25 protein-coding genes are annotated in these 26,865 nt (G+C 66.9%); 6 read left to right on the top strand and 19 right to left on the bottom strand.

Features of this window, described 5'->3' with window-relative positions:
- Positions 1 to 10: 10 nt before the first annotated feature.
- From RZA67_RS01085 to RZA67_RS01060, 6 genes are read right to left on the bottom strand one after another with little or no spacing between them, the layout of a single operon-like run.
- Positions 11 to 952, bottom strand: coding sequence for a phytoene/squalene synthase family protein (locus RZA67_RS01085; protein WP_317210677.1), 942 nt, complete (start codon positions 950 to 952; stop codon positions 11 to 13).
- A complete protein-coding gene (locus tag RZA67_RS01080) occupies positions 949 to 2,439 on the bottom strand; it encodes a phytoene desaturase (RefSeq protein ID WP_317210676.1) in 1,491 nt (496 codons plus the stop codon). The genes RZA67_RS01085 and RZA67_RS01080 overlap by 4 nt, the downstream gene beginning before the upstream one ends.
- Entirely contained in the window at positions 2,440 to 3,609 is a 1,170-nt protein-coding gene (gene crtY, locus RZA67_RS01075) for a lycopene beta-cyclase CrtY (RefSeq protein WP_317210675.1), read from the bottom strand. It abuts the gene before it with no gap.
- On the bottom strand, positions 3,609 to 4,916 hold the full coding sequence (locus tag RZA67_RS01070; RefSeq protein ID WP_317210674.1) for a glycosyltransferase: 1,308 nt from the start codon (positions 4,914 to 4,916) through the stop codon (positions 3,609 to 3,611). The genes crtY and RZA67_RS01070 overlap by 1 nt, the downstream gene beginning before the upstream one ends.
- Positions 4,913 to 6,010: a type 2 isopentenyl-diphosphate Delta-isomerase gene (gene fni, locus RZA67_RS01065; RefSeq protein ID WP_317210673.1), complete on the bottom strand. Its 1,098-nt coding sequence runs from the start codon at positions 6,008 to 6,010 to the stop codon at positions 4,913 to 4,915. The genes RZA67_RS01070 and fni overlap by 4 nt, the downstream gene beginning before the upstream one ends.
- Positions 6,007 to 6,942 (bottom strand): polyprenyl synthetase family protein, encoded by a 936-nt coding sequence (locus RZA67_RS01060; RefSeq protein WP_317210672.1) that lies wholly within the window; start codon positions 6,940 to 6,942, stop codon positions 6,007 to 6,009. The genes fni and RZA67_RS01060 overlap by 4 nt, the downstream gene beginning before the upstream one ends.
- 238 nt (positions 6,943 to 7,180) lie before the next feature.
- On the opposite strand from RZA67_RS01060, the gene RZA67_RS01055 reads away from it, so the two are divergent.
- Positions 7,181 to 7,372, top strand: coding sequence for a hypothetical protein (locus tag RZA67_RS01055; RefSeq protein WP_317210671.1), 192 nt, complete (start codon positions 7,181 to 7,183; stop codon positions 7,370 to 7,372).
- A 934-nt stretch (positions 7,373 to 8,306) separates the two neighbouring features.
- Positions 8,307 to 8,882 carry an Ax21 family protein gene (locus RZA67_RS01050; RefSeq protein ID WP_317210670.1) on the top strand — a complete coding sequence of 192 codons (576 nt, stop codon included), beginning with the start codon at positions 8,307 to 8,309 and terminating at the stop codon, positions 8,880 to 8,882.
- Positions 8,883 to 9,327: 445 nt separating this feature from the next.
- Here the strand turns inward: RZA67_RS01050 and RZA67_RS01045 are convergent, their stop codons facing one another.
- The 5 genes from RZA67_RS01045 to RZA67_RS01025 form a co-directional block, all read right to left on the bottom strand.
- Positions 9,328 to 10,353: an NAD(P)H-dependent glycerol-3-phosphate dehydrogenase gene (locus tag RZA67_RS01045; RefSeq protein WP_317210669.1), complete on the bottom strand. Its 1,026-nt coding sequence runs from the start codon at positions 10,351 to 10,353 to the stop codon at positions 9,328 to 9,330.
- 20 nt (positions 10,354 to 10,373) lie between these two features.
- Positions 10,374 to 10,892 (bottom strand): protein-export chaperone SecB, encoded by a 519-nt coding sequence (gene secB, locus RZA67_RS01040; protein WP_317210668.1) that lies wholly within the window; start codon positions 10,890 to 10,892, stop codon positions 10,374 to 10,376.
- Positions 10,893 to 11,004: 112 nt separating this feature from the next.
- A complete protein-coding gene (locus RZA67_RS01035) occupies positions 11,005 to 11,442 on the bottom strand; it encodes a rhodanese-like domain-containing protein (RefSeq protein ID WP_317210667.1) in 438 nt (145 codons plus the stop codon).
- Between the two features lie 105 nt (positions 11,443 to 11,547).
- On the bottom strand, positions 11,548 to 11,976 hold the full coding sequence (locus RZA67_RS01030; protein WP_317210666.1) for a hypothetical protein: 429 nt from the start codon (positions 11,974 to 11,976) through the stop codon (positions 11,548 to 11,550).
- Positions 11,977 to 12,008: 32 nt separating this feature from the next.
- Positions 12,009 to 12,476 (bottom strand): YiiD C-terminal domain-containing protein, encoded by a 468-nt coding sequence (locus RZA67_RS01025; RefSeq protein WP_317210665.1) that lies wholly within the window; start codon positions 12,474 to 12,476, stop codon positions 12,009 to 12,011.
- Positions 12,477 to 12,520: 44 nt separating this feature from the next.
- On the opposite strand from RZA67_RS01025, the gene RZA67_RS01020 reads away from it, so the two are divergent.
- The 3 genes from RZA67_RS01020 (at position 12,521) to RZA67_RS01010 (ending at position 15,688) form a co-directional block, all read left to right on the top strand.
- Positions 12,521 to 13,306, top strand: a complete 786-nt coding sequence (locus tag RZA67_RS01020; protein WP_317210664.1) for a uroporphyrinogen-III synthase — start codon at positions 12,521 to 12,523, stop codon at positions 13,304 to 13,306.
- A gap of 97 nt (positions 13,307 to 13,403) precedes the next feature.
- On the top strand, positions 13,404 to 14,396 hold the full coding sequence (locus RZA67_RS01015) for a uroporphyrinogen-III C-methyltransferase (RefSeq protein WP_317210663.1): 993 nt from the start codon (positions 13,404 to 13,406) through the stop codon (positions 14,394 to 14,396).
- On the top strand, positions 14,396 to 15,688 hold the full coding sequence (locus tag RZA67_RS01010; RefSeq protein ID WP_317210662.1) for a heme biosynthesis HemY N-terminal domain-containing protein: 1,293 nt from the start codon (positions 14,396 to 14,398) through the stop codon (positions 15,686 to 15,688). The genes RZA67_RS01015 and RZA67_RS01010 overlap by 1 nt, the downstream gene beginning before the upstream one ends.
- Before the next feature lie 184 nt (positions 15,689 to 15,872).
- Here the strand turns inward: RZA67_RS01010 and RZA67_RS01005 are convergent, their stop codons facing one another.
- Complete coding sequence (locus RZA67_RS01005; protein WP_317213768.1) at positions 15,873 to 17,168, bottom strand: acetyl-CoA C-acetyltransferase; 1,296 nt, start codon at positions 17,166 to 17,168, stop codon at positions 15,873 to 15,875.
- A gap of 92 nt (positions 17,169 to 17,260) precedes the next feature.
- On the opposite strand from RZA67_RS01005, the gene RZA67_RS01000 reads away from it, so the two are divergent.
- Complete coding sequence (locus tag RZA67_RS01000; RefSeq protein ID WP_317210661.1) at positions 17,261 to 18,148, top strand: hypothetical protein; 888 nt, start codon at positions 17,261 to 17,263, stop codon at positions 18,146 to 18,148.
- Between the two features lie 85 nt (positions 18,149 to 18,233).
- Here the strand turns inward: RZA67_RS01000 and RZA67_RS00995 are convergent, their stop codons facing one another.
- The 7 genes from RZA67_RS00995 to RZA67_RS00965 form a co-directional block, all read right to left on the bottom strand.
- Positions 18,234 to 18,854: a superoxide dismutase family protein gene (locus tag RZA67_RS00995; protein ID WP_317210660.1), complete on the bottom strand. Its 621-nt coding sequence runs from the start codon at positions 18,852 to 18,854 to the stop codon at positions 18,234 to 18,236.
- A gap of 46 nt (positions 18,855 to 18,900) precedes the next feature.
- The gene (locus tag RZA67_RS00990) at positions 18,901 to 19,467 is read right to left on the bottom strand and encodes a superoxide dismutase family protein (RefSeq protein ID WP_317210659.1); all 567 of its coding nucleotides are present in this window, start codon (positions 19,465 to 19,467) and stop codon (positions 18,901 to 18,903) included.
- Between the two features lie 93 nt (positions 19,468 to 19,560).
- On the bottom strand, positions 19,561 to 21,006 hold the full coding sequence (gene ntrC / locus RZA67_RS00985) for a nitrogen regulation protein NR(I) (protein WP_317210658.1): 1,446 nt from the start codon (positions 21,004 to 21,006) through the stop codon (positions 19,561 to 19,563).
- On the bottom strand, positions 20,993 to 22,057 hold the full coding sequence (locus RZA67_RS00980) for an ATP-binding protein (protein WP_317210657.1): 1,065 nt from the start codon (positions 22,055 to 22,057) through the stop codon (positions 20,993 to 20,995). Before RZA67_RS00980 ends, ntrC begins: the two co-directional genes overlap by 14 nt.
- Positions 22,058 to 22,091: 34 nt before the next feature.
- On the bottom strand, positions 22,092 to 23,852 hold the full coding sequence (locus RZA67_RS00975) for a hypothetical protein (RefSeq protein ID WP_317210656.1): 1,761 nt from the start codon (positions 23,850 to 23,852) through the stop codon (positions 22,092 to 22,094).
- A gap of 896 nt (positions 23,853 to 24,748) precedes the next feature.
- Positions 24,749 to 25,906: an MltA domain-containing protein gene (locus tag RZA67_RS00970; RefSeq protein WP_317210655.1), complete on the bottom strand. Its 1,158-nt coding sequence runs from the start codon at positions 25,904 to 25,906 to the stop codon at positions 24,749 to 24,751.
- Between the two features lie 40 nt (positions 25,907 to 25,946).
- On the bottom strand, positions 25,947 to 26,696 hold the full coding sequence (locus RZA67_RS00965) for an N-acetylmuramoyl-L-alanine amidase (protein WP_317210654.1): 750 nt from the start codon (positions 26,694 to 26,696) through the stop codon (positions 25,947 to 25,949).
- Positions 26,697 to 26,865 lie beyond the last annotated feature (169 nt).

Raw genomic sequence — 26,865 nt, 5'->3', positions numbered from 1 at the left:
GCCGTCCCCATCAGTCGGCCCGGGAGGTGCGCTGCCACAGCTCGGCCGAGCGCGAGCGCGGGACGTCCGGCGCCCGGCGCACGCGGTAGGCCAGCGCGCCACCGGTGGCCAGCATGCGCAGTTTCTGCAATGTCGAGGTGGACACGCGCTGGTCCCACGCGCGCGGCCCGAGTGCCCTGACCTGCAGGCCGATCTCGCGGTAGACGTCGTGGGCGGTTGCCACCGCCCAGGCCGAGCGCGGTGGCAGCGAGGCGATGCCCAGGCGGGCGGAGGCGTAGTAGGTCTCGGCTGTGTCCACCAGGCGCGCGGCGATCACCGCCAGCCCCTCGCGGTTGGCCGGATCACCGAGAGTCGCGCGCTCCAGGCCGAGTTCGTCCAGCCATTGCTGCGGCACGTAGCAGCGGCCCGCCGCGGCATCCTCCACCAGATCACGCGCGATGTTGGTCAGCTGGAAGGCCAGCCCCAGATCACAGGCGCGGTCGAGCACCACCGGATCCTTCGCCCCCATCACGTGCGACATCATGATGCCGACCACGCCGGCCACGTGATAGCAGTAGCGCAGGGTGTCCTGCAGCGTGTCGTAGCGCTGTTCCTGCACGTCCATCGCAAACCCGTCCAGATGCTCGGAAGGGTAGCGCGCCGGAATCTGGAACTCGCGCACCACCTCCTGCAGGGCAGCGAAGGGAAGCTCGTCGATGTCGGCCCCACTGCAGGCCTTCGCGGTATAGGCACGCAGTCGTCGCAGCGCCTGCTGGCCGTCGCCACGCCGTGCAGCATCCTGGTCGTGGCCGAGCGTCTGCCCGTCCACCACGTCATCGCAGTGGCGGCACCACAGGTACAGCAGCGTCGCACCGCGGCGGGTGCGCGCGTCGAACACGCGCGAGGCCGCGGCAAAGCTCTTCGAGCCGCGCGCGATGGTCTGCCGAGCATGGGCCTGGAGCGTATCGCTCATCGCTCCAGCGTCTCCAGCATCAGCCCGGCGGTGGCCTTGGCCGAGGCCACCACACCCGGCACGCCCGCGCCGGGATGCGTGCCTGCGCCGACGAGGTAGAGGTTGGGCAATACGCTGTCGCGGTTGTGCGGACGGAACCAGGCGCTCTGGATCAGCACCGGCTCGAGCGAGAACGCTGAACCCTGGTGCGCATTGAGCGTATCGCGGAAGTCGAAGGGGGTGATGTAGCGACTGGTCACCAGATCCTCGCGCAGGCCCGGGATGTAGTGCTTTTCCAAATAATCGAAGATGCGGTCGCGGTAGCGCGGGCCTTCGACGTCCCAGTCGATGTCCGCGTTGCCCAGGTGCGGCACCGGCGCCAGCACATACAGGCTGCTGCAGCCCTCCGGCGCGAGCGAAGGATCGGTCACGCAGGGATTATGCAGGTAGAGCGAGAAGTCCTCGGCCAGCGCGTCGCCGTTGAAGATCTCTTCGATCAGCCCGTGGTAGCGGTTGCCGAAGCAGACCGTGTGGTGGCGCAGATCCTGGTGCACGCGGCGCAGCCCGAAATACAGGACGAACAGCGACATGCTCGAGCGTTTGCCCGCCAGCCGGCGGCCTTCGGAAACGCCGCGCGGGTGATGTCCCAGCAACCTGGAATAGGTGTGCACTACATCGGCGTTGGAGGCCAGCATGTCCAGCGCGATGTGCTCGCCGCCCTGCAGCGTCACGCCGGTGGCACGGCCGGCTTCGACCTCGATGCGCGCCACATCGGCATTGACTTCCATGCGCCCGCCGAGGTCGGTGAACAGCTGCACCATGGCGCGGATCAGCGCACCGGTGCCGCCGCGAGGGAACCACACGCCCCACTCGCGTTCCAGGGCGTGGATCAGGGTGTAGATCGAAGACGTGGCGAACGGATTGCCCCCCACCAGCAGCGAGTGGAACGAGAACGCCTGCCGCAGGTGGTCGTCCTTTATGTATTGCGAGACCATGCTGTAGACGCTGCGCCAGGCCTGCAGGCGCGCCAGTTCCGGCGCTGCCGCGAGCATGTCGCGGAAGGAGAGGAACGGCACCGCGCCGAGCTTGAGGTAGCCGGCCTCGAACACCTTGCGCGAGTACGACAGGAAGCCGCGATAGCCTTCCACGTCGTCCGGATTGAGCGCGTGGATCTGGCGTTCGAGCGCATCCTGGTCGTTGACATAGTCGAACTGCGTCCCGTCTTCCCAGCCAAGCCGGTAGAACGGATCGACCGGCAACAGTTCCACGTAGTCGGACATGCGGCGACCGGCGAGCGTGAACAGCTCCTCCAGTGCGGAAGGATCAGTGATGACGGTCGGGCCGCCATCGAAGATGAAGCCCTCGTCTTCGTAAACGTAGGCACGGCCGCCGGGTTTGTCGCGGCGTTCGAGCAGCGTGGTCTGGCAGCCGGCGGCCTGCAGGCGGATGGCCAGTGCCAGGCCGCCGAAGCCTGCACCGATGACGACGGCGCGCTTGGGGGAACTCATTCAGGGCTTCCTTTGCAGTGAGGCGTGAGAAGCCAGCAAGGCGCTGCAGGCTTCGAAAACGGGGACCGGCGGTTTGCCGGACAGGATGCGCAGCTTGTCGCGCAGGGTCGGGTGGCCGGCGTAGAACCGCTCGATCAGCGGCTCGGGCAGGCCGTAGAAACGCTGCATCACCTGCCAGCGGTCCTGGGGCCTGCCGGCGAGGAACAGCATGCGGTTCAGACCGCGGAAGAACCCGTGACGACGCCAGCAGGCGCGCGCGTGCGCCTGGATGGCGCTGGACAATGCGGGAGCGTCCAGGCGTTGCTGGCCCGCCACAAGATCGGCCAGCCGTACCGCCTCGGGCAATGAAAACCCCGTGGTGGGATGGAACAGGCCTGCGCGCAGGCCGCTGCACGGCTGCGCGGCGCGCTCCTGCCAAAACGCATCCGGGTCACCGGCCAATGTGATCGGCAGGACGCCATGCTCCTCGCGCAGCAGCTGCGCGTCCTGCCAGCCATGTGCCTGCAGGTACGCTGCGATGTGCGTTCGCAAGCGCGGCAGGTCGACGCCGGCGCCGTCCACGTAGTGCGTGTCCTCCACCAGCAGTACGTCCTCGGCGAAGGGCAGCACGTAGACGAAGCGGTAGCCCTCGCCCTGCGCCACGTCGGCGTCCATGATCACCGGTCGGGTGAGTCCGTGCGGCGTCCGCGTGCGCAGCACCTGGCCGAGAAAGCTCTGGTAGCCGAGGGTGAGGTGCGGGCCCGGGCGTTCACCGCGGCCATCGATCACCGCCATGGCATCGAGCCGGCGCCCGTCGGCCAGCGTCGCCGACGTCGGCGCGACGCTGCGCACGTCCATGTTGCACACCAGGTCGTTGCCGAGCGCGGCCAGCAGCCGCGTGGCGAACACTCCGGAAAGAACGCTGGCGTAGCCGCCGCGCAGGGTCCGCTGGTAGCGTGGGAACTGGACCGTATAGCCCTCCCAGCGATGCGAGACCAGCGGCGCGATGAACGCGCGTTGCTGCGGTGTCAGGTCACTGTGGTGGAAGGACCAGGTGTGGTTGCCACCGGGCACGTTGCCGCGCTCCAGCAGCAGCACGCGCAGCTCCGGACGCACCTGCTTCAAGCGCAGGGCGATCAGCCCGTTGGCCAGGCCCGCACCCACCAGAATCAGGTCGTACGGCGCGCGCATCAGGCCGAGTGTTCGTGCAGGGGTACGCCGTGGACGGCGACCTGTTCGATGATGTCAGCCGCGCGCTCGGCACCGCCGGCCGCGGCGATCTCGGCGCCGAGCCGGCGTGCATTGGCCGCGAACGCCGACTCATCGAGCAGCCTGCACAGCAACGTGCCCAGGGTGCGCGAGGACGCCCAGCGCGGCGAGGCCTTGAGGCCGGCACCGGCATGCACCAGACGTGCTGCCACGCCGGGCTGGTCGAAGGCGATCGGCAGCGCCAGCACCGGCTTGCCCGCGGCACAGGCATCCAGCGCGGTGTTGAGCCCTGCATGCGAGATCACCGCGTCGGCCCGCGCCAGCACCGCCTGCTGGGGCGCGAAATCGGTGACCCAGACCCGGCCCGGCACGCGCAGGGCGCCGGCTTCACGATGGGTAAGGCCACCGCAGTGGGCGATCAGCACCTGCACCTCGGCATGCTGGCAGGCCCGTGCGATGCGTCCCAGGAGCGCACGGCGCTGCCCCTGCAGCGTGCCCAGCGAAGCAAACACGAACGGACGCTGCTCTGACAAGCCCAGCTCAGGCATCACCTGCGCGTGCGCCGGCCGCAGCGGGCCTACGGCATGGAAACCGGCGGGCAGCGCCTGGCGTGGAAAATCGAAGGAGGGAGTGGTCTGGCTGATCTGCGCGAGGGGCGAGAGGCATTCGTGCAGCGCACTGCGCGGCGTGATGCCGAACGCCTGAGCATGCGCCTGAATGACGCGCGAGTGGGCGCCCATCATGTGGTCGTAGACCTGCGTACTGGCACGCTGCACTTCATGGTCGCGCGGCGTCGCCGCATAGCGCCACGGCATCACCGGCAGGGGAATGCCGGGCTCGCGGTTGATCGGCAGCGCGCACGCCACGGACACGCAGGGGATTCCCATCGCCTCCGCAACGAGTCCACCGGCCGCCTCCATCTGATCGCACACCAGCAGGTCTACGCCGGCATCGCGCAGCGCCTGTGGCAGTTCTCGGCACAGCATGTCCGTGGCCGCAGCCATGTCCTGGATCACCCGGCGCAGGCCCAGAGGCGAGCCCGGGGACGCCGCCCGCCGGAGCACCGCCGGCAAAGATCCGCTGGGGTGGGAGCGGGCGCCGATGGCCTGGAAACCGATGGCCGAGTCATCCAGCAGCGCGGCCGCATCGGGCTGGTGGAAGAACGTGACCCGATGGCCACGCGCCCTGAGCACGTGTGCCAGCGCCTCCAGTGCGCGCCAGTGGCTTGGAAACGCGGGCGCGGTGAACCCGATATGGCGCTGTGGTGCGTCCACCGCCGGACCACTCATCCGCCCACCTCTCCCGGGGCTGCGGCCAGACGCAGCGGCGCCTTCCGCAACGCGGCCAGGTCGGCGCTGCCGGTGCAGAAGCACGCGATGCGCAGCTGCTCGATGATCACTTGGAAGTGGTCCACCACCGCATCGCTGGAATGCAGCGCACTGGTGAGCACCGAGGCCGCCTGGCCCACGGTGTCTGCACCGAGGCGGATCGCCTTGGCCGCATCCACGCCATCGCGGATGCCGCCGGAGGCGATGATCGGAATCGTGGGAAGGACCTGCCGCACCTCGCGGACAGCCTCCGCCGTCGGGATGCCCCAACCGCTGAAGGCCAGTGCCACGGCGCGGTCATGCGGGTCTCGGGCACGCTCACCCTCCACCGCCGCCCAGCTGGTTCCGCCCGCGCCGGCGACATCCACCACTGCCACGCCCGCCTCCACCAGTTGCCGCGCCACCCGCGCCGAGAGACCTGCCCCAACTTCCTTGGCCACTACGGGCACCGGCAGCGCACGCGCGACCCGGGCGATGGCATCGAGCAGCCCCCGCCAGTCGCGGTCACCGCCGGCCTGCACGGCTTCCTGCAGGGGATTGAGGTGAACGATAAGTGCGTCGGCCTGGATCATGTCTACGGCGCGCAGTGCCGCCTCGATGCCCTGATCGCCGCGCAGCTGCGCGGCACCGAGGTTGGCGAGCAACGCAACGTCAGGACCATGGCGACGCAGTTCGCGGGTCAGGCCATGGTCCACGCCGGCTTCCAGCGCAACGCGCTGCGAACCGACGCCCAGGGCGATGCCCAGCGCCTGCGCCGCTTCCATCAGGTGGATGTTGATGCGCGATGCACGCAGCGCGCCGCCGGTCATCGAGCTCACCAGCAGCGGCGCGCGCAGGCACCTGCCCACCAGCCGGGCGCTCAGGTCGATGGCATCCAGGGACAGCTCGGGCAATGCGCAATGCTCGAAGCGGTAGTGCTCGAACCCGGTGGTGGTGGTGGTGGCCGCCCGCGCCGGGTCCAGCACCACGTCCAGGTGATCATTCTTGCGCCGGACCATCTCCGCTACGTCCTGCAACGGGCCCGCTTCCTGCACGCCCGGAGCCAGCGTACTCACATCCCACCGAACAGATGCAGCACGTAGGTGCGCAGCCGGCTGTCGGGACCGTAGGCACTGCCGAGCAGTTCGCAGGCCGCTTCCACGTGTCCGGCCAGACGCTGGCGGACCTCCGCCGGACCGAGCAGCTCGACCAGCGTGCCCTTACCCGCATCCTGCCCGCCATCCTTGCCACTGATGGCGCTGTCCAGGTTGTCCTTGAGGTCATCCAGCAGCTGGAACGCGTGGCCAAGCTGCAGGGCGGCATTGCGCAGCTGGCGCTGGGTGACCTCGTCGGCACCGGCCGCGATGGCCGACATCTCCATCGCGGCGCCGAACAGCGCGCCGGTCTTCAGTTCATTGGTCAGTGCCACGTCTTCGGGCGACTGCTCCAGAGTGCTGCGCAGATCGCGCAGCTGTCCGCAGGCCAGCCCCTGGTTGCCGATCGAAGTGGCCAGCACGGCCACCAGCGCCGCACGCTGCTGCGGCGAGACACCTTCAACTTCCGCCGTGAGCTGCAGCGCACGGCTGAGCAGGGCGATGGAGGCCAGGATGGCCGCGTCCTCGCCGTGCACCCGGTGCACGGTCGGCTGGCCGCGGCGCAGCTGCGCATCGTCCATGCAGGGCAGGTCATCGAGGATCAACGAGGCGCCGTGCACCAGTTCCACCGCACAGGCTAGGTCGATGACGCACGGATGGTCCTGCCCCAGCTCGGAGGCGGACATCACCAGCAGGATCGAGCGCAGGCGCTTGGCCGGTGCCAGGACCAGGCCATGCATCGCGCTGGCAATGGCATCGCGCGGATCGGCAGGGCGCGGCAGCAGTTCCGCCAGGCGCTCCTGCACAAGCGCGACGATGGCTCCAGGTGCAGGGCAGGTACTGGCGGGCCGGCGTGGGCTCGATCCCGGTTCACCACTGCCGTGCAGCCAACGAATGCTCGCGGCCTCAATCATTGCGCTGCCCCCATCAGGTATGACGTTCACTTTTACATGCATTGCGTGATAACTGCATAACAGGTCCTACAGCAAAGCGATGCCCAGCCACTCTGAGACGGGTGGCATCGTTAGTCATCGGTTATCACGGCACATCTGACCAGCCTTCTCTTCTCAGAGTAATGCATGTCAGCTCAGGTGGCCTAGCTATCCGGAAGGCAAACCCGGGCCAAAGCGCAGTCCCAGGTGCAAGGCCTCCATGCGTATGTCCGGAGAGCTGCATCGCTATGCCCCTGATGTGCAGGTCAGTGAGTTGCAGAATGCTGTAGCCGGAGAACTCGATTGGCAGATCCCTTACGTATATTTCGACGTGCCGGACGGACGGGACTACAAGCGCATTTCGCACACCTGCTGCTGCGATCAAAAGCAACGAACAAGCGAGCGCGCATGACACTGCGACAGGTACCTGCAGCGTGACGCCCGATACGAGCCTCGCAGCGACACGCGAAGGATCGAACAGCATCTGCAAGGAGAACAGCATCAGGATCGAAATGAAGGCCCAATTGAACACAATGATTACGCTGCGCGGCATCTCCGGCGATGTCCGCTCCTGGCCGAAAGCGGACGTCGATTGCGAGTAGCGCATTACGTCTGGGGGCGAAACACCTTGATCCGGATTTACATAGATGGTTTAGAGCGCCTCAATGGCGATCGTTAGCTATTGCAGTAGCATCAGGCGAGCCATTAACACGTTCAAGCGCGGATCTGTAACAGATAGATTTGACCGTAACCGGAGCGTGTTACGGTTGAATATCGATGTTACGGTCGCTTGTATGAACGACCTTGATGCCGCTGCTCGATAGCTCCGAGAACTACAGCCCGACTGGTCGGCGAGCTCGAACACTGGCCCAGTTCCACTGCGCACACCCTGCCCAACTTCATAGCCAGCCTGTTCGACCTGGCCGAGAATGATCTTCTGGGCCACTGAGTGCTGCTGACCAACGTCCCGACGGAGGCGGAGCCGATGCCACCTTCTCGGCTGATCGGGCAGGTAGCAAAGTCGCAACGGGAGACCCTTCGCATCTGGACAAGCGTGAAAGGAGCCGAGTGCGCGATCTCCTTGGGCGCCAGTGCTACTGCTTGACCATTGCAACCAAAGGTTTTCTGCCCGCGCGCAACCATAGGTGCAGCGAAGTGAAAACCTCTGGTTGCGCAACTAGCCGCGCGCCGATTGTTCCCTGAACGCGCCTTCAATTTATGCACTGGTCAGTTCTATATTCAGTGCCGATTGTGACAGCGAACGGATAATTAACACTCGTTGGAGGCGCGGTTTCTCTCCCCTGTGGCCTTCGGCGAAACCATAATCAAGAAAGGTGTGTGTCCCGATGAACAAGACTTCCCTGCTTGCCCTGGGCCTGGTTGCGGTGATGCCGTTCGCTGCTTCGGCTGCCGACGGTCTGTCCTACAACTATGTGGAAGGCGGTTACGTGAACACCGACGCCAAGGGTGGCGATGCTGATGGTTGGGCGGTGAAGGGCTCGGTCGCCGTGCACCCGAACTTCCACATCTTCGGTGACTACAGCGCCCAGGAAACCGACCGCACCAAGGCTGACGTCGACCAGTGGCGCCTGGGTGTGGGCTACAACTACGGCATCGCCCCGACCACCGACCTGGTGGCCCGCGTGGCGTACCAGAAGTTTGATCCGAAGCGTGGCCTGGACTTCAACGGCTACTCCACCGAAGTGGGTGTGCGCAGCTCGTTCACCCCGAACCTGGAAGGCTATGCCTTCGCCGGTTACGAGGACTACAGCAAGAAGCACGGCATCAACCCGGACGGCGAGTTCTACGGCCGCGTCGGCGCCACCGCCAAGTTCAACCCGAACTGGGGCCTGAGTGGCGAAGTGAAGCTGGCCAAGGCTGGCGACCGCGAGTGGTTCGTGGGCCCGCGCTTCACCTGGTAATTCAGTGGTTCGTTAGTGCGTGACCGGTGTGTGACTCTCTCCCACACGCCACCCGAAGCCCGGCGCCTGCGCCGGGCTTCTTTTTGCCTGCGGCGCGCGAAGCCCGTTGTTGCTCTGGTAGAGCGGTCGCAAGACCCAGAGCCGAACGGTCGCCCACGCCGGGCTCTCGGCACCTAAGATGCCAGATCGGCAAGAGATAAGAGCCGACCCATGGTCGGCTGCTCTCCGGTCAGATGCCGGCGACCCTGCCGCGCTTCGCGCGGAAGCCGACCGTAGGGTCGGCTATACCGACGCCTGTTGCGGGAGCATCTGCACGCGCGCTGTGTGCCGCACGCGTAGTGCCGGGCTCTGCCCGGCAACCCGCAGGCAGGTGCGTGACGACCAACGGTCGTCACCTACCGGGCGGGGGGCAAAAAGAAACCCGGCGGGGCCGGGTTTCTTTGGGTCACTTGAACAGGGTGTCCGGATACTCGGGTTTCTGTTCGCGGCCCAGCAGGGCGCGCAGGCCTTCTTCCGGAGATTGCTCGCCATGCAGCACCTGGCGCACGCCGTCGGAAATCGGCAGGTCGATGCCGTGGCGACGGGCCTGGCGCATCACTTCGTCGGCGGTCTGCACCGATTCGACCACCTGGCCGATCTCGCGGATCGCGTCCTGCAGACTCTGGCCCCGGCCCAGCGCCAGACCCAGGCGACGGTTGCGCGAGAGATCGCCGGTGCAGGTCAGCACCAGGTCACCCAGTCCGGCAAGGCCCATCAGGGTCTCCGGCTTGGCACCAATCGCGGCGGCCAGCCGCAGCATTTCGTTCAGGCCACGGGTGATCAGCCCTGCGCGTGCGTTGAGCCCCAGCTGCATGCCATCGGCAACGCCGGTGGCTACCGCCAGAACGTTCTTCATCGCACCGCCCAGCTCGGCGCCCACCATGTCGTCGCCGGTGTAGGCGCGGAAGGCGGGTCCATGCATCGCATCGGCCACGATCTGCGAGAACTCCGGTACGTCACCGTGGATGGTGATCGCGGTCGGCAGGCCGAGCGTCACTTCCTTGGCAAACGACGGGCCGGTGACCACCGCCAGCGGAACGTCCTCGCCCAGCACTTCGCGTGCGACTTCGTGCAGGAAGCGCCCGGAGCCCGGCTCGAAGCCCTTGGTGGCCCAGGCCACGCCGGCATCTGCCGGGCGCAGCGGTGCCAGCGCGCGTACGGTTTCGCCGAACGCGTGCGAGGGCGTCACCACCAGAATCCAGGCGGCGTCGCGCACGGCATCGGCCAGGTCGGTGGTGGCGCGCAGGGTTTCGGGCAGTTCAATGCCCGGCAGATAACGCGGGTTCTCGTGCCGCTGGTCGATGGCTTCCACCACCACCGCATCCCGGCCCCACAGCACGGTCGGGTGACCGTGCCGGGCAATCAGGCTGGCCAGCGCGGTTCCCCAGGAACCGGCGCCAAGCACGGCGATCTTGTCGGTAGCGCTGCTCATCGGCGACGTGGCGGCGCCGATCAGGCGTTGCCTGCCGGTTCGGAGTCAGCCAGCGAGGTGCCTTCGCCCTGCTCCTGGCGCTGGCGCAGGGTTTCTGCGTACAGGCCTTCGAAGTTGATCGGCTGCAGGAAGAACGGCGGGAAGCCGCCGGCCTGGATCAGGTCGCTGACCAGGCTGCGCACGTACGGGAACAGGATGTTCGGGCACTGGGTGCCGAGCAGCACGTCGATCGACTGCGGGTCCAGGCCCGACAGGCCGAACACACCGGCCTGCTTCACTTCGGCCACGTAGGCGGTGCGCTCACCGGCCTTGCAGGTCAGGGTCACGGCCAGCACCACTTCAAAGGCGCTCTCGCCCAGACGCTGGACCTGCTGGTTCAGGTTGAGCTGCAGTTCCGGCTGCACGGCATCGTTGAAGATGGTCGGAGCATTGGGCGACTCGAAGGAAACGTCCTTGACGTAGATCTTCTCTACGGTGAAGGAAGGACCGGTGGCGGCGTCGACGGGTGCCACTGCACCGTTGGTGTTTTCTTCGGACATTTACTGTGCTCCAGATAGTGCTGTTCGCGTTTATGTCGATATGACGTGATGCTGCTTCAACAGCGATGGGGGCGGCTGCGCGCTGGCACAACCCCTTCCCCACCGCTTGGGGTCAATTGCGACCCTTGACCAGGGGCATTTCGGCCTGCTGCCACGCCGGAATGCCGCCCTCAAGCACATAGACCTGCTCGAAGCCGGCCTTCTTCAGCGCCTTGGCGGCGGTTTCCGAGGCGTTGCCGTTACGGCAGACCAGCACCACCGGGCGCTTCTGCGCGTTGGCCACCAGCTTGTGGGTGGGGCTGAACTGGCTCGGCTGCACGTTGCGGCTGCCGACGATATGGCCCTTCTCGTACTCGCCGCTGGCCGAAAGGTCCACCAGCACGGCGTCACCGGCGCTGACCAGCTGGGTCAGGCCCGCCGGCTTGAGCGACGTGTAGCCACGGAACAGGCGGCGGATCTCGGTGACGATGATCGCTGCGGTCAGGCCCACCAGGGCGATGGACAGCATCGGGTTTCGGCCGGCAAAGGCCATCAACTCTTCGTAATTCACTCAGGTCACGGGTCGATTAAGCGGGGGCAGATTGTCGCACAAGGGCGCGCAGGCGCGCAGGGCCACCGGTCGGGGCCCTGCGCGGGTCTGGCCGCCTGCGGGGGGTCACATGCCCTGCCAGAGGTCGGGCAGGCCGGACACCTGCCACCAGCGCTTGGCGTCCTTGTCCCAGCGCCAGCGCTCCACCACGCCCACGGTCCGCTCGGCCTGGGTGTTGACGTTGATCACGCCCACCTCGACGCGGCGCTCCCAGGTGCCGTCGGGCAGCGGGTTGGCGCTGCGCTCGCGGTAACCGGAGATACGGATCTGCTCGTAACGGTTGAGCTCGAAGGCGGTCAGCGGCTTCTCGCGGCGCACCTCGGGGTCGATGTAACCCATCGCGTCTTCCACGCCTCCCCAGCGCAGCGTGGCGCCGTAGGCGGTCTGGATCTCCTCAAGCTGCTGGCGCTGCTTGCGGCTCAGCCCGGCGGCCAGCGCATTGGCGGTGGCCAGCAGCAGCATGAGCAGGGCCAGCAGGCGGATCAGGCGTTGCATGTGCACGTTCCCCAGGACATCAGGCTGCCATCCTACCGCTTGGCGAAGGCGACAAACCGCCCGCTCAGCTCGGCAGCGGCACGGCCGTCGGTACCGGGCTGGGTGGCCACCACGCTGATGCGGGCCTTGCCACGCTGCGCGAAGGTGGCCAGGAAGGTGTCCCAGTCGGCTTCCGGCGCGGCCTCGGCGCAGGCGTCGAGGTCGGCGTACACCGGCGCCAGGTAGCGCAGGTGACTGTCGGCCACATAGACCTCGGCCTCGTGCCCGGCCAGCTTCAGCCGCAGCGTCACCAGCGCCCAGCCGGACAGCGTGAGCGCCGAGGCCAGGCTGCCACCGAAGGCATTGCCCTTGTCGTTGACATTGGCGGCCAGCGGCGCGGCCAGCCGCAGCTGTCCGTCCTGGTAGTCCTGCACGCGGATCTGCATGGCGCGCACGGGCGGCATGCTGTCCAGCACCTGCTGCAGGATGGAAAGCGCGGACGGAACGGTTTGCTCAGACATCAATGACAACACCAGCAACAACGCGGGCCCGCATAATGCAGGCAATGAACCAACATGCGAAACCGTGTGGATGGACCTTGGTGTCGCTGCGGCCGCAGGGCCAGCATGCGGCACTGCGGCAGGCGGCGGCCGCTGCAGGGGCGGTGGCCACGGTGGCGCTTGCGCCCTGGCGCCTGCAGCGCTGCACGGACGAGGCCGCCCGCACCTCCCTGCACGCCGCCCTGCGCGCGCACGCCACTGTATTCACCAGCCCGGCGGCCGTGGTGGCCGCACAGGCCTTGCTGCCCGGCCTGCCGTCCTGCGATGCGCAACAGTGGCTCGCCGTCGGCGAAGGCACGCTGCGGGCGCTGCAGCGTGCGGGGGTGCAGGGCGCGCAGGCACCAGCGCGGATGGACAGTGAGGGGCTGCTGGCCCTGCCCGCATTGCAGCAGATGCAGGGCCGGCAGATCGGCCTGGTCACCGCGCCGGGAGGGCGCGGCCTGATTGCCGCTTCGCTGCAGCAGCGCGGCGCGCAGCTGGTGCGCGCCAATGTCTACCAGCGCACCCCGCTGACCCTGCCGCCGCGCGCACTGGCGCGTCTGTCGCATTCGCCGCAGCCGTGGCTGCTGGCGCTCAGCAGCGGTGAAGCCCTGCAACGCGTCTGGGAGCAGCTGCCGCTGCCCTGGCAGTCACGCTGGCGGCGCGGGATGGGTGTGCTGGCTGCCAGCGCGCGCCTGTGCGAGCAGGCGCAGGCACTGGGCTTGGCGCATGTCGCGCAGGCCGAAGGCCCGATGCCGGCGCAGCTGGCCGCCGCCGCCCAGCAGCTGCTGCCACGCCTCGCCAGAAGCTGAAGCCCGGCGCGCGGCAGCTTGCCGCCGCTGATCGCCTGCACGATGCTGTCGCCCTGCCAGTAGCCCGGCCCTGTTCCGGGCTGACACGGATGCCCCGATGATTGAAGACGACCTTGTACCCTCGCCCCGCTCGCGCCGCCCGCTGCGCTGGGTCATCGGCCTGCTGGCCGTGCTGCTGTTGCTGGCCGCGGGTGGCTGGGGCTGGCAGGCATGGCAGCGGCTGCAGCAGCGCGACCTGCAGCAGGCCGAAGCCGAGGCCGTGCGGCTGCAGGGCCTGCAGGACAGCGTGGATGCGCTGCGCCGCGACCAGCGCGCCACCGCGCAGCGGCTGCAGGACACCGCCAGCACCAACCGCGTGCTGCGCGACGAAGTGCTCGGCCTCGGCCAGCGCAGCGCGCTGCTGGAAGAAAACATGGCCAAGCTGGCCGACAGCGCGCGCCAGCACAGCCACGTCCTGCACCGCGACGAAGCCGAGCTGCTGCTCACCCAGGCCAGCCAGCGTCTGCTCGGCGCCAGCGATGTCGAGGGCGCACGCCGCCTCTACGCGCTGGCCGCCGCTGCGCTGGCCGACCTGCCCGACAACGAAGGCCTGAACCTGCGTCAGGCCCTCATCCAGGAACGCAACGCGCTCGACGCACTGGGCAACGGCCCGCGTGCCGACGCGCTGCAGCGGCTGGACCGCTTCAGCAGTGCGCTGGAGACCCTGCCGCTGCAGATCGACGCCAGCAGTGAGCCGGCACCGGCCAAGCGTCCGCTGTGGCAGGTGCTGCTGGCCCCGTTCGTGGAGATCACGCCCAGTCGCATGCATGGCCCGCTCACCGATGCCCAGCGCGTCTCCGGCCGCGACGCCCTGATGGTGGAGATCACCCTCGCCCGTGCCGCCATCGAGCGCGGTGACAGCGATGCGCTGGCGCTGGCCGCAACGCAGATTGAACGCTGGATGAGCAGGCTATGGCCGGATTCACCGGCCCTGCGCAGCCAGCGTGCTGAACTCCAGCAACTACGCAGCGCGCCCCTGCGCCCTGCGGCCCCCGAGCTGGGCAGCACCCTGCAACAGCTGCGTTCACTGCGTGATGGAGAGACTCCCTGATGAAGACGGTGATATCCCTTGTTGTCCTGTTGCTCGCTGTGGCGCTGGGTGTGGTCGGCGCGCAGTACCTTGGTACCAGCGACCTGAGCCGCTATGGCGAAGTGATTTTCCGCTACGGCGGCACCGACTACCGCAGCAATCTGCCCCAGGTTGCCCTGCTGGTGCTGGTAAGCCTGCTGGTGCTGTGGCTGCTGTGGAGCCTGATCGCCGCGCCGTTCCGTGCATGGGGCCGCTACCGTCGCAAGCAGGGCCGGGCGCGCCTGATCGAAGGCATGCAGGCCTACGAGCACGGTCATTGGCAGCGTGCGGAGAAACTGTTCGATGGCGCCGCGCAGGACGAGGAAGTCACCGGCGTGGCCCTGGCCGGCGCTGCACGTGCCGCACGCGCACGCGGCGAGAACGGCGTTGCCGAAGGCTACCTGCAGCGTATGGGCGCCGTGGATGCCACCGGCGCTGCCCTGCTGCGTGCCGAGCAGCAGCTTTCCGATGGCCTGCCAGTCGATGCGATCAACACCCTGGATGCCGCCAACGTGCAACCGCTGCCGCCGCGCGGCCTGTGGCTGCGTGGGCAGGCGCTGGAGCAGGCCGGGCGCTCGCAGGAAGCGTTTGGCCAGCTCGGCGCGCTGCGCCAGAGCAAGGTGCTGCCGGCCGACGAGCTGGTGCAGACCGAGAAGCGTCTGGCCTGGTTCGCGCTGGTCGAAGCACCCGACGTGAACGCGCTCGCCGCGCAATGGGACGCTACGCCCAAGGCGCTGCGCAACGACCCGGAGGTGCTGATGGCCTACGCCAACAGTGCCGCTGCGCTGGGCTGGGACGAGCCAGCCCTGCAGGCGGTGGAGCAGGCACTGGACCAGAGCTGGAGCGAGCTGCTGGTGTGGACCTACGGCGACCTGCCCAGCGAGCGCTGGGCGACCCGCGAGGCCAACCTCGTACGCTGGCGCCGTGACCACCCGCACTCGCCGGCCCTGCTGCTGGCGCTGGCGCACGCGCAGCTGGCGCAGGGTCGTCATGACGATGCCGAAACGCTGCTGCACGAGGCCATCGCCGCGGGTGCCGGCGCTCCTGCCTGGGAACTGCTGGGGAGCAGCTACCAGCAGCGTGGCGAAACCACCCTGGCTGCGCAGAGCCTGGCCAACGCGCTGCATGTGCATCATGGCCGTGACAGCGTTGCGCTGGTGCGGCCCGAGCCGACCCTGGCGCGTGCCACGGTGGAAGAGCAGCCGATCGCAGTGCAGCCGCCGGTGTATGACGCCGGTGAGATCCGCGACGAGAACGGCTTCCCGCGCACGTAGAGCGGGGCTCTGCCCCGCTGCTTTTCCCGCGTAAAGCTGACGACCAACGGTCGTCACCTACCGCAGGCGTCACCTGTAGAGCGGGGCTCTGCCCCGCTGCTTTTCCGCGTAAAGCGTGACGACCAACGGTCGTCACCTACCGCAGGCGTCACCCACGGCAGGTACCGCGAAGCAACCGTGGCGCTCAGCGCTCGACGATGGCCACCACGCCCATGCCACCGGCGGTGCAGATCGACACCAGCGCGCGACCACCCCCACGTTCGGCAAGCTGCTTTGCCGCGGTGGCAATCACGCGTGCGCCCGTGGCCGCAAACGGATGGCCCGTGGCCAGTGACGAACCCAGCGGATTGATCCTGTCCGGGTCGATGCGACCCAGCGCGCCGTCCAGACCCAGGCGGTTGCGGCAGTAATCCTCGCTCTCCCACGCGCGCAGCGTGCACAGCACCTGCGCGGCGAACGCCTCGTGGATCTCGTAGATGTCAAAGTCCTGCAGGGTCAGGCCGTTGCGCTTGAGCATCTCCGGCACGGCGATGGTCGGCGCCATCAGCAGGCCCTCGCCATGGACGAAATCCACCGCCGCCACGTGTGCATCGCGCAGGTACGCCTGTGGCGCATGCCCGTGCGCGCGTGCCCATTCCTCACTGGCCAGCAGCACCGCGGACGCGCCGTCGGTGAGCGGCGTGGAGTTGGCGGCGGTCAGCGTGCCGCGGCCCGATGCCTTGTCGAAGGCCGGCTTCAAGGTCGCCAGCTTCTCCAGCGACGTGTCGGCACGCAGAATGTTGTCGCGCTCCACGCCACGGAACGGCGCGATCAGGTCCTTGAAGAAACCGCGCTCGTACGCAGCGGCCAGCTTGCGATGCGACGACACTGCCCACTCGTCCTGCGAGTCGCGCGAGATGTTCCATTCCTTGGCCATGTCCTCGCAGTGCTGGCCCATGCTCTTGCCGGTGCGCGGCTCGGCCACCCCGGGAAACTCCGGCTTGAGCTCGGAGAGCTTGAAGCCGCGGGTGAGTGCACGCAGCTTGTCGCCGGTGCTGCGCGCACGGTTGGCCGCCAGCAGTCGCGCACGCAGCTTCTTGCCGTAGACGATCGGCACGTCCGAGGTGGTGTCCGAACCGCCGCCGATGCCCGACTCGATCTGGCCCAGCGAAATCTTGTTGGCCACCGTGATGATGCTGTCCAGCGAGGTGCCGCAGGCCCGCTGCAGGGTGATGCCCGGCGTCAGCGGCGACAGGCCGGAGGACAGCGTGGCCTCGCGGCCGAGATTCCAGTCGCTGGGGTGCTTGATCACCGCGCCCATTGCCACTTCGCCCAGCTGCTGACCGTGCAGACCGAAGCGCTCGACCAGCGCCCCCAGCGTGCGTACCGACATGCCCAGGTTGCCAACGTCCGAGTAGGCGGTGTTCTGGCGACAGAACGGAATGCGGACACCACCAAGGATGGCGACGGGGCGAGCAGTGGGCATGGACATTCCTGGCAGTGGACGAAGGTCTGCAACATGGCCTGCACGGGAGAGCAGGCATAATGGACCCAAGTGTAGCTGCCGCCCTGTGACGGGCCAACCGTGAAACCATGAGCAAACCCAACCCCGGCATGAACGCGCTTGGCCTGCTGGCCTTGGAACTGGCCGACGGCCAGGCCCCTGCACAGGCGGCGCTGACGGCCGAACAAGCCGGTGAACTGGCCGAACGCGTGGGCCGCGACCTTGCCAAGCTGGTGCCGCAGGCCAGTGAACTGGACCTGGTGTTCGCCGCTGCCCATTTCGATCCGGCTGAGGTGCTGCGTCCCGGCTGGCCGGTGCATCGTCGTCTGGAAGAACTGCAGGCACGTGCGCCTGGCCGCAACCAGGGTCCGCGCGTGCTGGCCTTCGGTGCCGATGCCAACGGCGATGTGCCGCTGCCGTTCCAGGCCGACGCTTCGCTGGCGGGCGGTGGCCTGCGCGTGGTGCCGTTCCTGCTGGCCGGCACCGAGCTGGCCACCACGGCGGCGGTGGCCGATGCACTGGAAGACACCCTGCTGGCCAACGGTATGGCCCATGCCGATACCGCGCTGATGGCGCAGAACAGCTTTGGCGCGCGCGTCGAGCACGCCCGCTATTTCACGGTCAACGACCTGGCCGCGATGATGTCGATGCAGTACGACAACCAGGGCCTGGCGGTACTGTGGCCGCTGATAGAGACCGCGCTGTTTGCGCAGGACCAGGACGAGTGGCTCGATACCAGCCCCGAACCGCTGCTGCATTACCACCAGGGCGAAGTACGCATGGCGCTGTTCGACCCGGCCGGCTGGTGCGCGCACTACAGCCACGGCAAGGATGACTGCGACCGCCTGCATGGCATCTACGAACAGTTCCTGATGCGCCAGCGGCAGATGGCCGCCGTGCTGGAAGCCCACGGCATTGCCGTGCTGTACGTGCACTGCGAGGCCGGCCAGGACGCCCGCGCCCTGCTGGCGCGCTGAGCCCGACCGGTAGAGCCGACCCCACGGTCGGCTCACCGCGCAGGCGCCGCGGAAACCGCCGGGCCAGGCCCGGCGGTGACAACGCTTACTGCGCCTTGCTGATCACCGCGCAGGCCAGGCGTGCACCGGCATTGCCGGTCGGCTGGGTCACGTAGTCGTCCGGATCCGCGTGCACGATCAGCCCGCGGCCGACGATGTCGAAATCATCGCCCTTGCCCAGATTGACGTTGCTCGAGACCGGGCCGTCGATCATCGCCACGCCATCGGCGTTGGCCTTGATGTTGGGCATGTCACCGCCGTGGTGGACGTCGGCGGTGATGTTGCCGTGGTCCTTCTGGCCCGGATTGAAGTGTCCGCCAGCGCTGGTGGCGTCCGGCGCGCTGCAGTCACCCTTCTCATGGATATGGAAGCCGTGCTCGCTGTTCGGCTTAAGGCCGCTGATCTGGCCCATCGCGTGGATGCGCCCGTCGACCATGCTGAAGCGGATCGTCCCCTTGGTCTCGTTGCCCGCGGTGGGTGCCAGTTCAGCCACTGCGGCAGGCGCGGTGTCGGCCGCAGCAGCAGCATCGGCGGCCGGGGTGGCCTGTGCGGTGTTGGCCGGGGCTTCCGGTGCAGCAGCGGTTTCTGGTGCTGCCGGCTGCTGGCCGCAGGCCGACAGACCGAGCGCGGTGATGGCGGCAAACAGCGAGGTATGGATCAGACGCATGGGTGGTTCTCCTTGCAAGGGGAAGGCATCGCCCGGAAACGAGACATCAGCGCGTCACGCGGATGATGCCGCAGGCGATGCGGACGCCGGCATTGCCGGCAGGTTGACTACGGTAGTCGTCCGGCTGCGCGTGCACGATGAGCGCGCGACCGGCGATGTCATTGGCCGCGCCACCGCCCAGCGTGACGCCCGGCAGGTGCACGTCCACATTCACGCGCCCCTGCGCGTCGGCGCGCAGGTTCGGCATGTCACCCAGATGACGGCCTGTACTGCCCGGCGCACCATGCGGCTGCTGCGTCGGGTTGAAATGATTGCCAGCGCTGCTGGCATCCACCGCGCTGCAGTCGCCGCGCTCATGCACATGGAAGGCTGGCTGCTGCAGCGGCTGCAGGCCGCCGATCATGCCGGTGATATGCACGCCACCGGCTTCGGGCACCAGCGCCAGGCGACCGCTGACGATGCTGGCCGAGGCCGGTGCCAGGTTGGCCTCGGCCATCTGTGCCGTGCTCACTGCAGCCACGGCAGGCGGCGCAGGGGCCGGCGTCGGTGCGGACGCACAGGCGCCCAGCAGCATCGCGGCAGACAGCGGCAGCAGGTAGCGAATCGAGGACATCAGGATCTCCTTGCAGATGACGGTACGTGGCGCACTGTCCACGCCATGGCAACAGGTTGGCAAGCCCCCGTGCAGGTGCGCGGGCAGAACGGCTCAGGAAGGGCTGCGGCGACGTCCTGGCCCCAGCTTGCGGGTGAGCGTATTGCGACCCAGCCCGAGCCGCGCGGCCGCCTCGGCACGGCGTCCGTGAGTGAGCTGCAGCGCAGCTTCCAGCAGGGCCTGGTCTACCCGTTCGCGCACCTGCGCATGCAGGCCCTCAGCGCCCTCGGCCAGGCGTTGCCGTGCCCAGCGCGAGAGCAGCGCTTCCCACTGCGCTGCATCACCGGCTGCGCCCGCCGGTGCCTGGGTGCTGCGCCGGTTGAGTGCCAGCTCCACATCCGCTACGCCGATGGTGTCGGCGGCGGCAAGCGCGGCCATACGCCAGCACACGTTCTCCAGCTCACGCACATTGCCCGGCCAGTCGTGCTCGCGCAGTGCCTGCAACGCGGCGGCGGTGAGTCGCTTGGTCGGGGTATCCAGCCGGTGCGCGGCCGCAGCGAGGAAGGTGGCGGCCAGCTGGCCCACATCGTCGCGACGCTCGCGCAGCGCCGGCAGCTGCAGGCGCACCACGTCCAGCCGATGCAGCAGATCGGCACGGAAGCGGCCCTGCGCCACCAGACCTTCCAGATCCTGATGGGTGGCGGCGACCACGCGTACGTCCACGTGGATCAGCTCGCGGCCCCCCACCCGGAAGAACTCGCCCTCGGCCAGCACACGCAGCAGCCGCGTCTGCAGCGGCAGGGGCATGTCACCGATCTCATCGAGGAACAGGGTGCCGCCGTGCGCCTGCTCGAAGCGACCCACGTGGCGACGTTGCGCACCGGTGAACGCACCGGCCTCATGGCCGAACAGCTCGCTTTCCAGCAGCTCGGCCGGAATGGCAGCCGTGTTGAGTGCCACGAAGGGACCGGCCGCACGCGGTGACTCGCGGTGCAGCGCATTGGCCACCAGCTCCTTGCCGGTGCCGGTTTCGCCGGTGATCAGCACCGCCAGCGGTGCCTGCGCCAGCTTGCCGATGGCGCGGAACAGCGCGCGCATGGCCGGCGTATCGCCCACCAGCTGCGGCGCGCTGGCCGGCGCCGGCTGGCGGCTCTCATCCATCGGCGCCACCGTCTCGGCCTCCACACCCGGCAGAGCGCGCTGGGCCAACGCCACCGCGTCGTCCAGATCGAACGGCTTGGAGAGAAACTCATGCGCCCCCCCGCGGAACGCGCCGGCAGTGCTGGCCACATCGGTATAGGCCGACATGACGATGACCGGCAGCTGCGGGTGTGCGGCCTTCAGCTTGTCCAGCAGCACCAGCCCGTCGTCACCGGGCATGCGTACATCGGTGAACAGCAGCGCCGGCGGCGCCTGCCCGGCGAGCGCGTCCAATGCAGCGGCAGCACTGTCAAAGCCTTCCACCTGGTAGCCGGCCTCGCGCAGCGCAGTGCACAGCACAAAGCGCACCCCACGGTCGTCATCCACCACCCACACGCGGTGGCCCTCAAGCGGTGCCATGCACAGCCTCCCCGGCAGCTGGCGCGCTGCTGATCGGCAGCAGCACGGTAAAAACGGTATGTCCTGGACGCGAGCGGTAGGTCAGTGTGCCCCGGTGTTCGCGCGCCACCTGCTGGGCCAGCGCCAGACCAAGACCGGTGCCCTCGGCACGGCCACTGACCAGGGGCAGGAAAAGGTGCTCGGCCAGCTCTTCGGGCACGCCGCGGCCGTCATCGACGATCTCCAGCCGCAGCGCCAGTGTGTGCAGGCGCTCGGCGATGCGCACGCCATGCTCCACGCGCGTGCGCAGGGTGATGCTGCCGGCGCCGGCCTGCATGGCGTTGCGAACCAGGTTCCACACCGCCTGGCTCAGCCGGTCGGCATCGCCGTGCAGCTCGGGAATGCTGGGGTCGTAGTCGCGTTGCAGGCGCACCGCCCATGCGGCCTCGCTCTCGGCCAGGCGCAGCACGCGCTCAAGCGCGGCATGGATGTTCAGCGGCGCATGCGGGGCAGGCGGTGCCGGCGACAGCAGCTGATCAAGCAGGCCGTTGAGGCGCTCGATTTCCGAGCCGATCAGCGCGATCAGCTCGCGCTCACCGGCATCGCGCTGCGCAGCGCGCCGGGCCAACAGCTGCGCCGCGCCCTTCAGACCGGCCAGCGGGTTGCGCAGCTCATGGGCCAGGCCCTTCAGCGCCGCACTGAGCGCACTGGGCAGCGCCTGCGTGGGGTCCAGCCCGGGGAACTCGTCCACCGGGTGCGCTTCGAGCATCCAGCCACCTTCATCGAGCCGGCTCATCCAGCCCTCGGCAAAGCGTGGCGCGTCACCCGGCATCGCCAGTGCCAGGCGGTTGAGCCGCAGGCTGTCGCGCTCATCGCGGGCCAGAAAGTGGGCAAGCGCCTCGCCCTGTGCCTCCAGCGACACCAGCGGCTGGCCGAGCAGGCGGCGCACGCTTACGCCCATCCAGCGCGCGAACGCCAGATTGCAGCCGACAATGCGGCCCTGCAGGTCGGACCAGGCTACCGGCGTGCCCAGGGCATCAATGGTCGGTGCGGGTGAGGGTGGGACACTCATTGCACCAATGTAGTGCAAAAAGAGGCGGGATGGGTCAGGCGTGCTGAAGCTCCAGTCGGAGGGTAGCGTGCAAAGCAACTGCCACATCGAAGAGGAGTTGTCGCAAATTCTCCAATCGCTTTTCTAGGCCATCCATATGTTCGTCCTCCATGTCCCCGACAAGTTCTTCTAACTCCCTCTTGGTTAGGGGAGATTCCTCTAGAACTAGTGAAAAGCGCTGAGCTATCCTTGCCAGAAGAGCATCCTCTGCGGGGGCTCTACGGAGGGCTTCCAGGGCTTCGTCGTAGTCATGGGACAGCGCAAGCATCTCGGAAGAGGCCTTCTCCACCATATCCTTCGCCGTCTTCCTCCCATCAAGGTGCGCAATTGGCTGGGATATCAGCCATGCTGTGTTGGACATGGCGCGAAACGCGCGTGCTGCGAGCGGCCTATTACGGTGGCTTCGATGCCCAAGGATCCAAATATCGTTCCAGAGTGAATCCCGAACAGCTTTCACATCCTCGACACCAGTGAATCGCGCAGTAAGTGCTCGAGATTCATATCGATCTGCAAGCGCTTCTAAAGCTAGGTCTTTGTCGTTTCGAACATCTGCTAGAGCGAGCTTGTTATCGGCTTGAGCTGATAGTCTTAAAGCTGCTGCGAGAACTTGTTCAAGTGTGTTCTTGTTGATTGGGATATCGACTAACGAGACGGCTGCCCCAGCGCATTCCGCGGCAACACAGGCGCAAATCGCCACGCTGGCGGAATGTTGTTCGAGCAGAGAGTCAGCTACGCCTCCTCCATCAAGCACTCGACTGATCGATTCCCTCACTGTTGCTGAGTTCGCTGAATCGACGCCGCCATCGCCGAAGTGCTCTTCCAACGAGTGAATCAGTGAGTTGCGATCTGGAATGAGGTGGAGCAGTTCGAAGATTGATTCAATTCCAACGGGCTTGATGTGACCTTTGCGGATGTCACGCGCCATTAGTGTTCCAACGAACGCTATGAGGCTCGATATCTCTACACGTTGCTCGAGAACCGCTGCACTCACGCCCGAATTGAAGTGAACCTTCCTAATTTTATCGACCAGGACATCACTTACCAAGGATGAGACCGCCAGTATCTCATGCTTAGGAAAATCTCGAAGATTGTTAACGAGATATGCTCGCGACTCAATCAACCGGTCACGTACCGAGCGATTGTCTCCAGTCGATTCACGCTGGCCGCACGCATGACTCGCAGCCGACAACGCAACAGGGGACTTCAGAGTATTATCGATAGCATCTACGAGCCTGGCAGACGCACTCAAGGTAAGCTCGCCATCTCTCGGTGTTGGCACATAGCCCCAAGTGAGCCGTCCCAAGTTTGCATTCTGATTTGGTGATGTCGCTCCCAGAAGCCAGTTCCGCACTATTTCAGGCTTGACGTCTTTTTCGACAGGCGCCCAGGAAGCTATGAATGTCACAATGGCTTCGCCGAGCAATCGCAGCGTCTCTGCACTACCTAGAGCCTCCACTCTTACCATTGCATCCAATTCTCTTCGCTCTGAGCGTTGCTCTAGACTCAGAACCTCTTGGGACGTGTCCTGCGAGCGACGCGCAAGAACAATGGCTACTAAAGCACCAGCTAACCCTATACCAGCACCAATGGCGGCCCCCCAATATGCTGCGCGGACTTCTTCGGAAACGCCGAGACCCAACCGGAGAGGAAAGTTGACGAAAAGCAGTGACAGTAAGCCTACCGCCAGCGCGATCGTCACGCTCCAGAACAAGAACCCGCCCGGCGACCAGCTCCAGTCTTTTCGTGATTCTTGCATGTAGACCTCCAAGTCGTTATGAGATTATGAGCTAGTCTCCAACTAGCTTCTGTACTTCCTACCCTGCCTTTCGCAGCTGGCATCTTCGTCAGTGCGCCTCGCCCCTGCCGGCCAGCGTTCAATGGCTTGATCCTCGGGCCAGCCTTGCCGACAAACCAGTAAAAATCCGGAATGACAAAGAGAATACTGACGCCAAGCCTTTTCCTCGGAAGCAGCGCTACCCTACGTCCGATGTATACCCCCAAACGCCTGCACCGACAATGTCTGTTTTCCGCCAGAAGCGGACATGAGATCCGGCGATAGCACCTTTCGGAATAGTTGGTCCTTCTGTCGGTGTTTAGGAAGGCTCGGAGGGCCCAGACCCGGCGCGTCTACACACCGTATCGCTTGTTGCCACCAGAGGTTATACAGTAGCGACCACCGCGCGGGCCTATACAGATGTTCCTACCAGAACAGGGACACGAGCTGCCGTTGTTATAATTCATCCTCGGTGGTGCCGAGGGGCGTCTAATGGACGGCGTAAGGGTGCTCCTTGATCCGTTTACAGCCCGATGTGCACCGCTCGGCTTTGCGACACGACGCCAGCAGTCGTCCTTCGAGCAAAGTAGAGTCGAGTGAACCCATTGTGGGCTGGCATCCTCAGGGGATATGCGACTCCAACCGCCTGAGTTACCGTAGACAACTATAGAGGTGCCACGAGTGGCACGCCCGACAACCATACCCTCCGGCGCCGTGCGGATATTGGCGACATCTACCGCGACGTAGCTTGTGTTCGCAGCCTGTCCTGCGAACGATGCGATACAAAGAACGATAGTCAGGAGAAAGCTCTGTAGCTGCATGTTTCCTTCCGTTGGAGGTAAGTATCTTCTTTCGAATCCGCAGCAGACGCTGTGCCATCAGGGCTTTGGCAACGGTTTACCCTTGGGCCACAACATCCATATGCGTCCCTGCTGCTTCATGTGGCCGGCCAGGTCGCCAGCGGCATCGCCGGTGCCCCAGTACAGGTCGGCGCGTACTTCGCCGGTGATCGCACCGCCGGTGTCCTGCGCGGCGACCGGACGCACCAGCGCCGCGCCATCCGGGCGCGTGGTGTCCAGCCACAGCAGGCTGCCCAGCGGCACCACGCTGCGATCCACCGCCACGCTGTAGCCGGCGGTCAGTGGCACGTTCAACGAGCCGCGCGGCCCTTCGGGACTGTCCGGGTTGCGCACGAAGAACACATAGCTAGGGTTGCTGCGCAGCATCTCCGGCACGCGCGCCGGGTGGCGCTTGGCCCAGGCACGGATGGCCTCCATGCTGACCTCATCTTGCGTCAGCTCGCCCTGCGCGACAAGCCAGCGCCCGATCGGCTTGTACGGGTGGCCGTTCTGCTCGGCATAGGCCATGCGCACCTGCGTGCCATCGTCCAGGCGGATGCGGCCCGAGCCCTGGATCTGCAGCAGCTGCAGGTCCATCGGGTCGGTCAGCCAGGCCAGCACCGGCGCGCGGGCGCCATTGCGGGCGATGCTGCCGGCATCGTCATAAGGCTTGAGCACCCTGCCGTCCAGGCGCCCGCGCAGGCGCTTGCCCTTCAACTCGGGATACACGCTGTCCAGCTGCACCACCACCAGATCATCGGGCACGCCGTACACCGGCACGGCGGCCCGCGCGGTGCGGGTCAGGCTGCCCGGGTAGATCGGTTCGTAGTACCCGGTGATCAGTCCCTCCGCGCGGTTGCCTGCCGAGCGCAGTGCAACCACATCGAACGTGTTCTGCAGAAAGTGCCGGATCTGCGCCGGCGTGGTGCCCACAGTCGTCGCCGCAGCGCAGGGCGCGGCCCAGGCGGCATCGTTCTTCAGCCGCTCGCAGCCCGCGCGCCAGGCCGCAAAGCCGGCCTGCAGGTCCGCATCGCTGACCGGCGGCAGCGCCGACCAGCCGGCCTCGACGTAGGTGGCGCCCGGCGGCGGTGCGCCAGCCTCGTGCTTCCCACCGGGCGTGGTGGCACAGCCGGCAAGCAGGACCAGGGCAAGCAGGCTGCAGCGCCTGCGGTTCAAGGAGCGCGTCGACAGGGTCATCGCTGCATCATAGCGTGGCTGACCGCGCACAACGCTCGTCTCACTGTGGCATCTGCAGCAGCAGCGAGTGCAGGATGCGCGCATCTTCCGCATCCAGCTCGGGTGGCAGGTCGTCGCGGCCGCGGAAGCGGCGATGGAATGCGCCTGCCGCAGCGGCACGGTTTTCCAGTGGGTAGCCGAACCGCGCCAATGCCTGCCAGGCATCAAAACCCGGCGGCGGCAGGCCATCGGCCGCACGCGGCCAGACGCCGAAACCGGCCTCGGCCAGCCGCTGCCACGGGAAGAAACGGCTGGGGTCCTGCTTGCGGCCCGGCGCGAGGTCGGCATGGGCGATGACCTGCTGCGGCGGAATGCGCAGGCGCTCGCTCAGGTCACGCAGCAGCACGATCAGCGATGCGATCTGGGCCTCGGTGAACGGGCTGCGGCCATCGTTGTCCAGCTCGATGCCGATCGAGGCCGAGTTGAGGTCACTGATGGTGCCCCAGCGCCCTGCCCCGGCATGCCAGGCGCGCCGCTCGTCCGACACCAGCTGGTAACGGTGGCCGTCGGCACCGATGAGGTAATGCGCACTGACCTTGCCACCGCTGTTGGAACCCCGCAGCGTGGCCAGGCTCTGCCGCACCGAGGTCTGGTCGGTGTGGTGCAGCACGATGACCACCGGCGTACGCGCATTGTGGTTGGGCGAAGGCACCCATGTGGCAAGCGGATTGCGTGGCTCGGGCGGTGTGCTGCTGCAGGCGGACAGGGCGCACACCAGCAGCGCAGGCGGAATCAGGCGGAATCGGGTCATGGCCTGATTCTAAGCAGAGCGGCGTTGCAGGCGCGAGCAGGCACTACCGTGGGTCGTCTCCAGCCCACCACGGCCTCTGCCAGGGACAGGCTTCCGCACCACTGCGCTGACCGGCGAGGGAATGCACGGCATCCCCCCTTCACCCATAGGATCTGCAGGATGATTGACG

The sequence above is a fragment of the Stenotrophomonas sp. C3(2023) genome (assembly GCF_032911385.1).
Lineage (GTDB): Bacteria > Pseudomonadota > Gammaproteobacteria > Xanthomonadales > Xanthomonadaceae > Stenotrophomonas.
The sequence above is the reverse complement of the archived record's forward strand: the minus strand, read 5'-3'. Positions and strand labels throughout refer to the sequence as shown.

Excerpts from the sequence above, each read along its gene's own strand:
- RZA67_RS00970 (WP_317210655.1), bottom strand. The coding sequence starts at position 25,906 with ATGACCCTGTCGACGCGCTCCTTGAACCGCAGGCGCTGCAGCCTGCTT.
- ntrC (WP_317210658.1), bottom strand. The coding sequence starts at position 21,006 with ATGGCACCGCTTGAGGGCCACCGCGTGTGGGTGGTGGATGACGACCGT.
- crtY (WP_317210675.1), bottom strand. The coding sequence starts at position 3,609 with ATGCGCGCGCCGTACGACCTGATTCTGGTGGGTGCGGGCCTGGCCAAC.
- RZA67_RS01015 (WP_317210663.1), top strand. The coding sequence starts at position 13,404 with ATGATTGAAGACGACCTTGTACCCTCGCCCCGCTCGCGCCGCCCGCTG.
- RZA67_RS01020 (WP_317210664.1), top strand. The coding sequence starts at position 12,521 with ATGAACCAACATGCGAAACCGTGTGGATGGACCTTGGTGTCGCTGCGG.
- RZA67_RS00980 (WP_317210657.1), bottom strand. The coding sequence starts at position 22,057 with ATGAGTGTCCCACCCTCACCCGCACCGACCATTGATGCCCTGGGCACG.
- RZA67_RS01070 (WP_317210674.1), bottom strand. The coding sequence starts at position 4,916 with ATGAGTGGTCCGGCGGTGGACGCACCACAGCGCCATATCGGGTTCACC.
- RZA67_RS00990 (WP_317210659.1), bottom strand. The coding sequence starts at position 19,467 with ATGTCCTCGATTCGCTACCTGCTGCCGCTGTCTGCCGCGATGCTGCTG.
- RZA67_RS01045 (WP_317210669.1), bottom strand. The coding sequence starts at position 10,353 with ATGAGCAGCGCTACCGACAAGATCGCCGTGCTTGGCGCCGGTTCCTGG.
- secB (WP_317210668.1), bottom strand. The coding sequence starts at position 10,892 with ATGTCCGAAGAAAACACCAACGGTGCAGTGGCACCCGTCGACGCCGCC.
- RZA67_RS01085 (WP_317210677.1), bottom strand. The coding sequence starts at position 952 with ATGAGCGATACGCTCCAGGCCCATGCTCGGCAGACCATCGCGCGCGGC.
- RZA67_RS01060 (WP_317210672.1), bottom strand. The coding sequence starts at position 6,942 with ATGATTGAGGCCGCGAGCATTCGTTGGCTGCACGGCAGTGGTGAACCG.
- RZA67_RS00975 (WP_317210656.1), bottom strand. The coding sequence starts at position 23,852 with ATGCAAGAATCACGAAAAGACTGGAGCTGGTCGCCGGGCGGGTTCTTG.
- RZA67_RS01055 (WP_317210671.1), top strand. The coding sequence starts at position 7,181 with ATGCGTATGTCCGGAGAGCTGCATCGCTATGCCCCTGATGTGCAGGTC.
- RZA67_RS00965 (WP_317210654.1), bottom strand. The coding sequence starts at position 26,696 with ATGACCCGATTCCGCCTGATTCCGCCTGCGCTGCTGGTGTGCGCCCTG.
- RZA67_RS01000 (WP_317210661.1), top strand. The coding sequence starts at position 17,261 with ATGAGCAAACCCAACCCCGGCATGAACGCGCTTGGCCTGCTGGCCTTG.
- RZA67_RS01030 (WP_317210666.1), bottom strand. The coding sequence starts at position 11,976 with ATGCAACGCCTGATCCGCCTGCTGGCCCTGCTCATGCTGCTGCTGGCC.
- RZA67_RS01010 (WP_317210662.1), top strand. The coding sequence starts at position 14,396 with ATGAAGACGGTGATATCCCTTGTTGTCCTGTTGCTCGCTGTGGCGCTG.
- RZA67_RS01080 (WP_317210676.1), bottom strand. The coding sequence starts at position 2,439 with ATGAGTTCCCCCAAGCGCGCCGTCGTCATCGGTGCAGGCTTCGGCGGC.
- RZA67_RS01025 (WP_317210665.1), bottom strand. The coding sequence starts at position 12,476 with ATGTCTGAGCAAACCGTTCCGTCCGCGCTTTCCATCCTGCAGCAGGTG.
- RZA67_RS00995 (WP_317210660.1), bottom strand. The coding sequence starts at position 18,854 with ATGCGTCTGATCCATACCTCGCTGTTTGCCGCCATCACCGCGCTCGGT.
- RZA67_RS01050 (WP_317210670.1), top strand. The coding sequence starts at position 8,307 with ATGAACAAGACTTCCCTGCTTGCCCTGGGCCTGGTTGCGGTGATGCCG.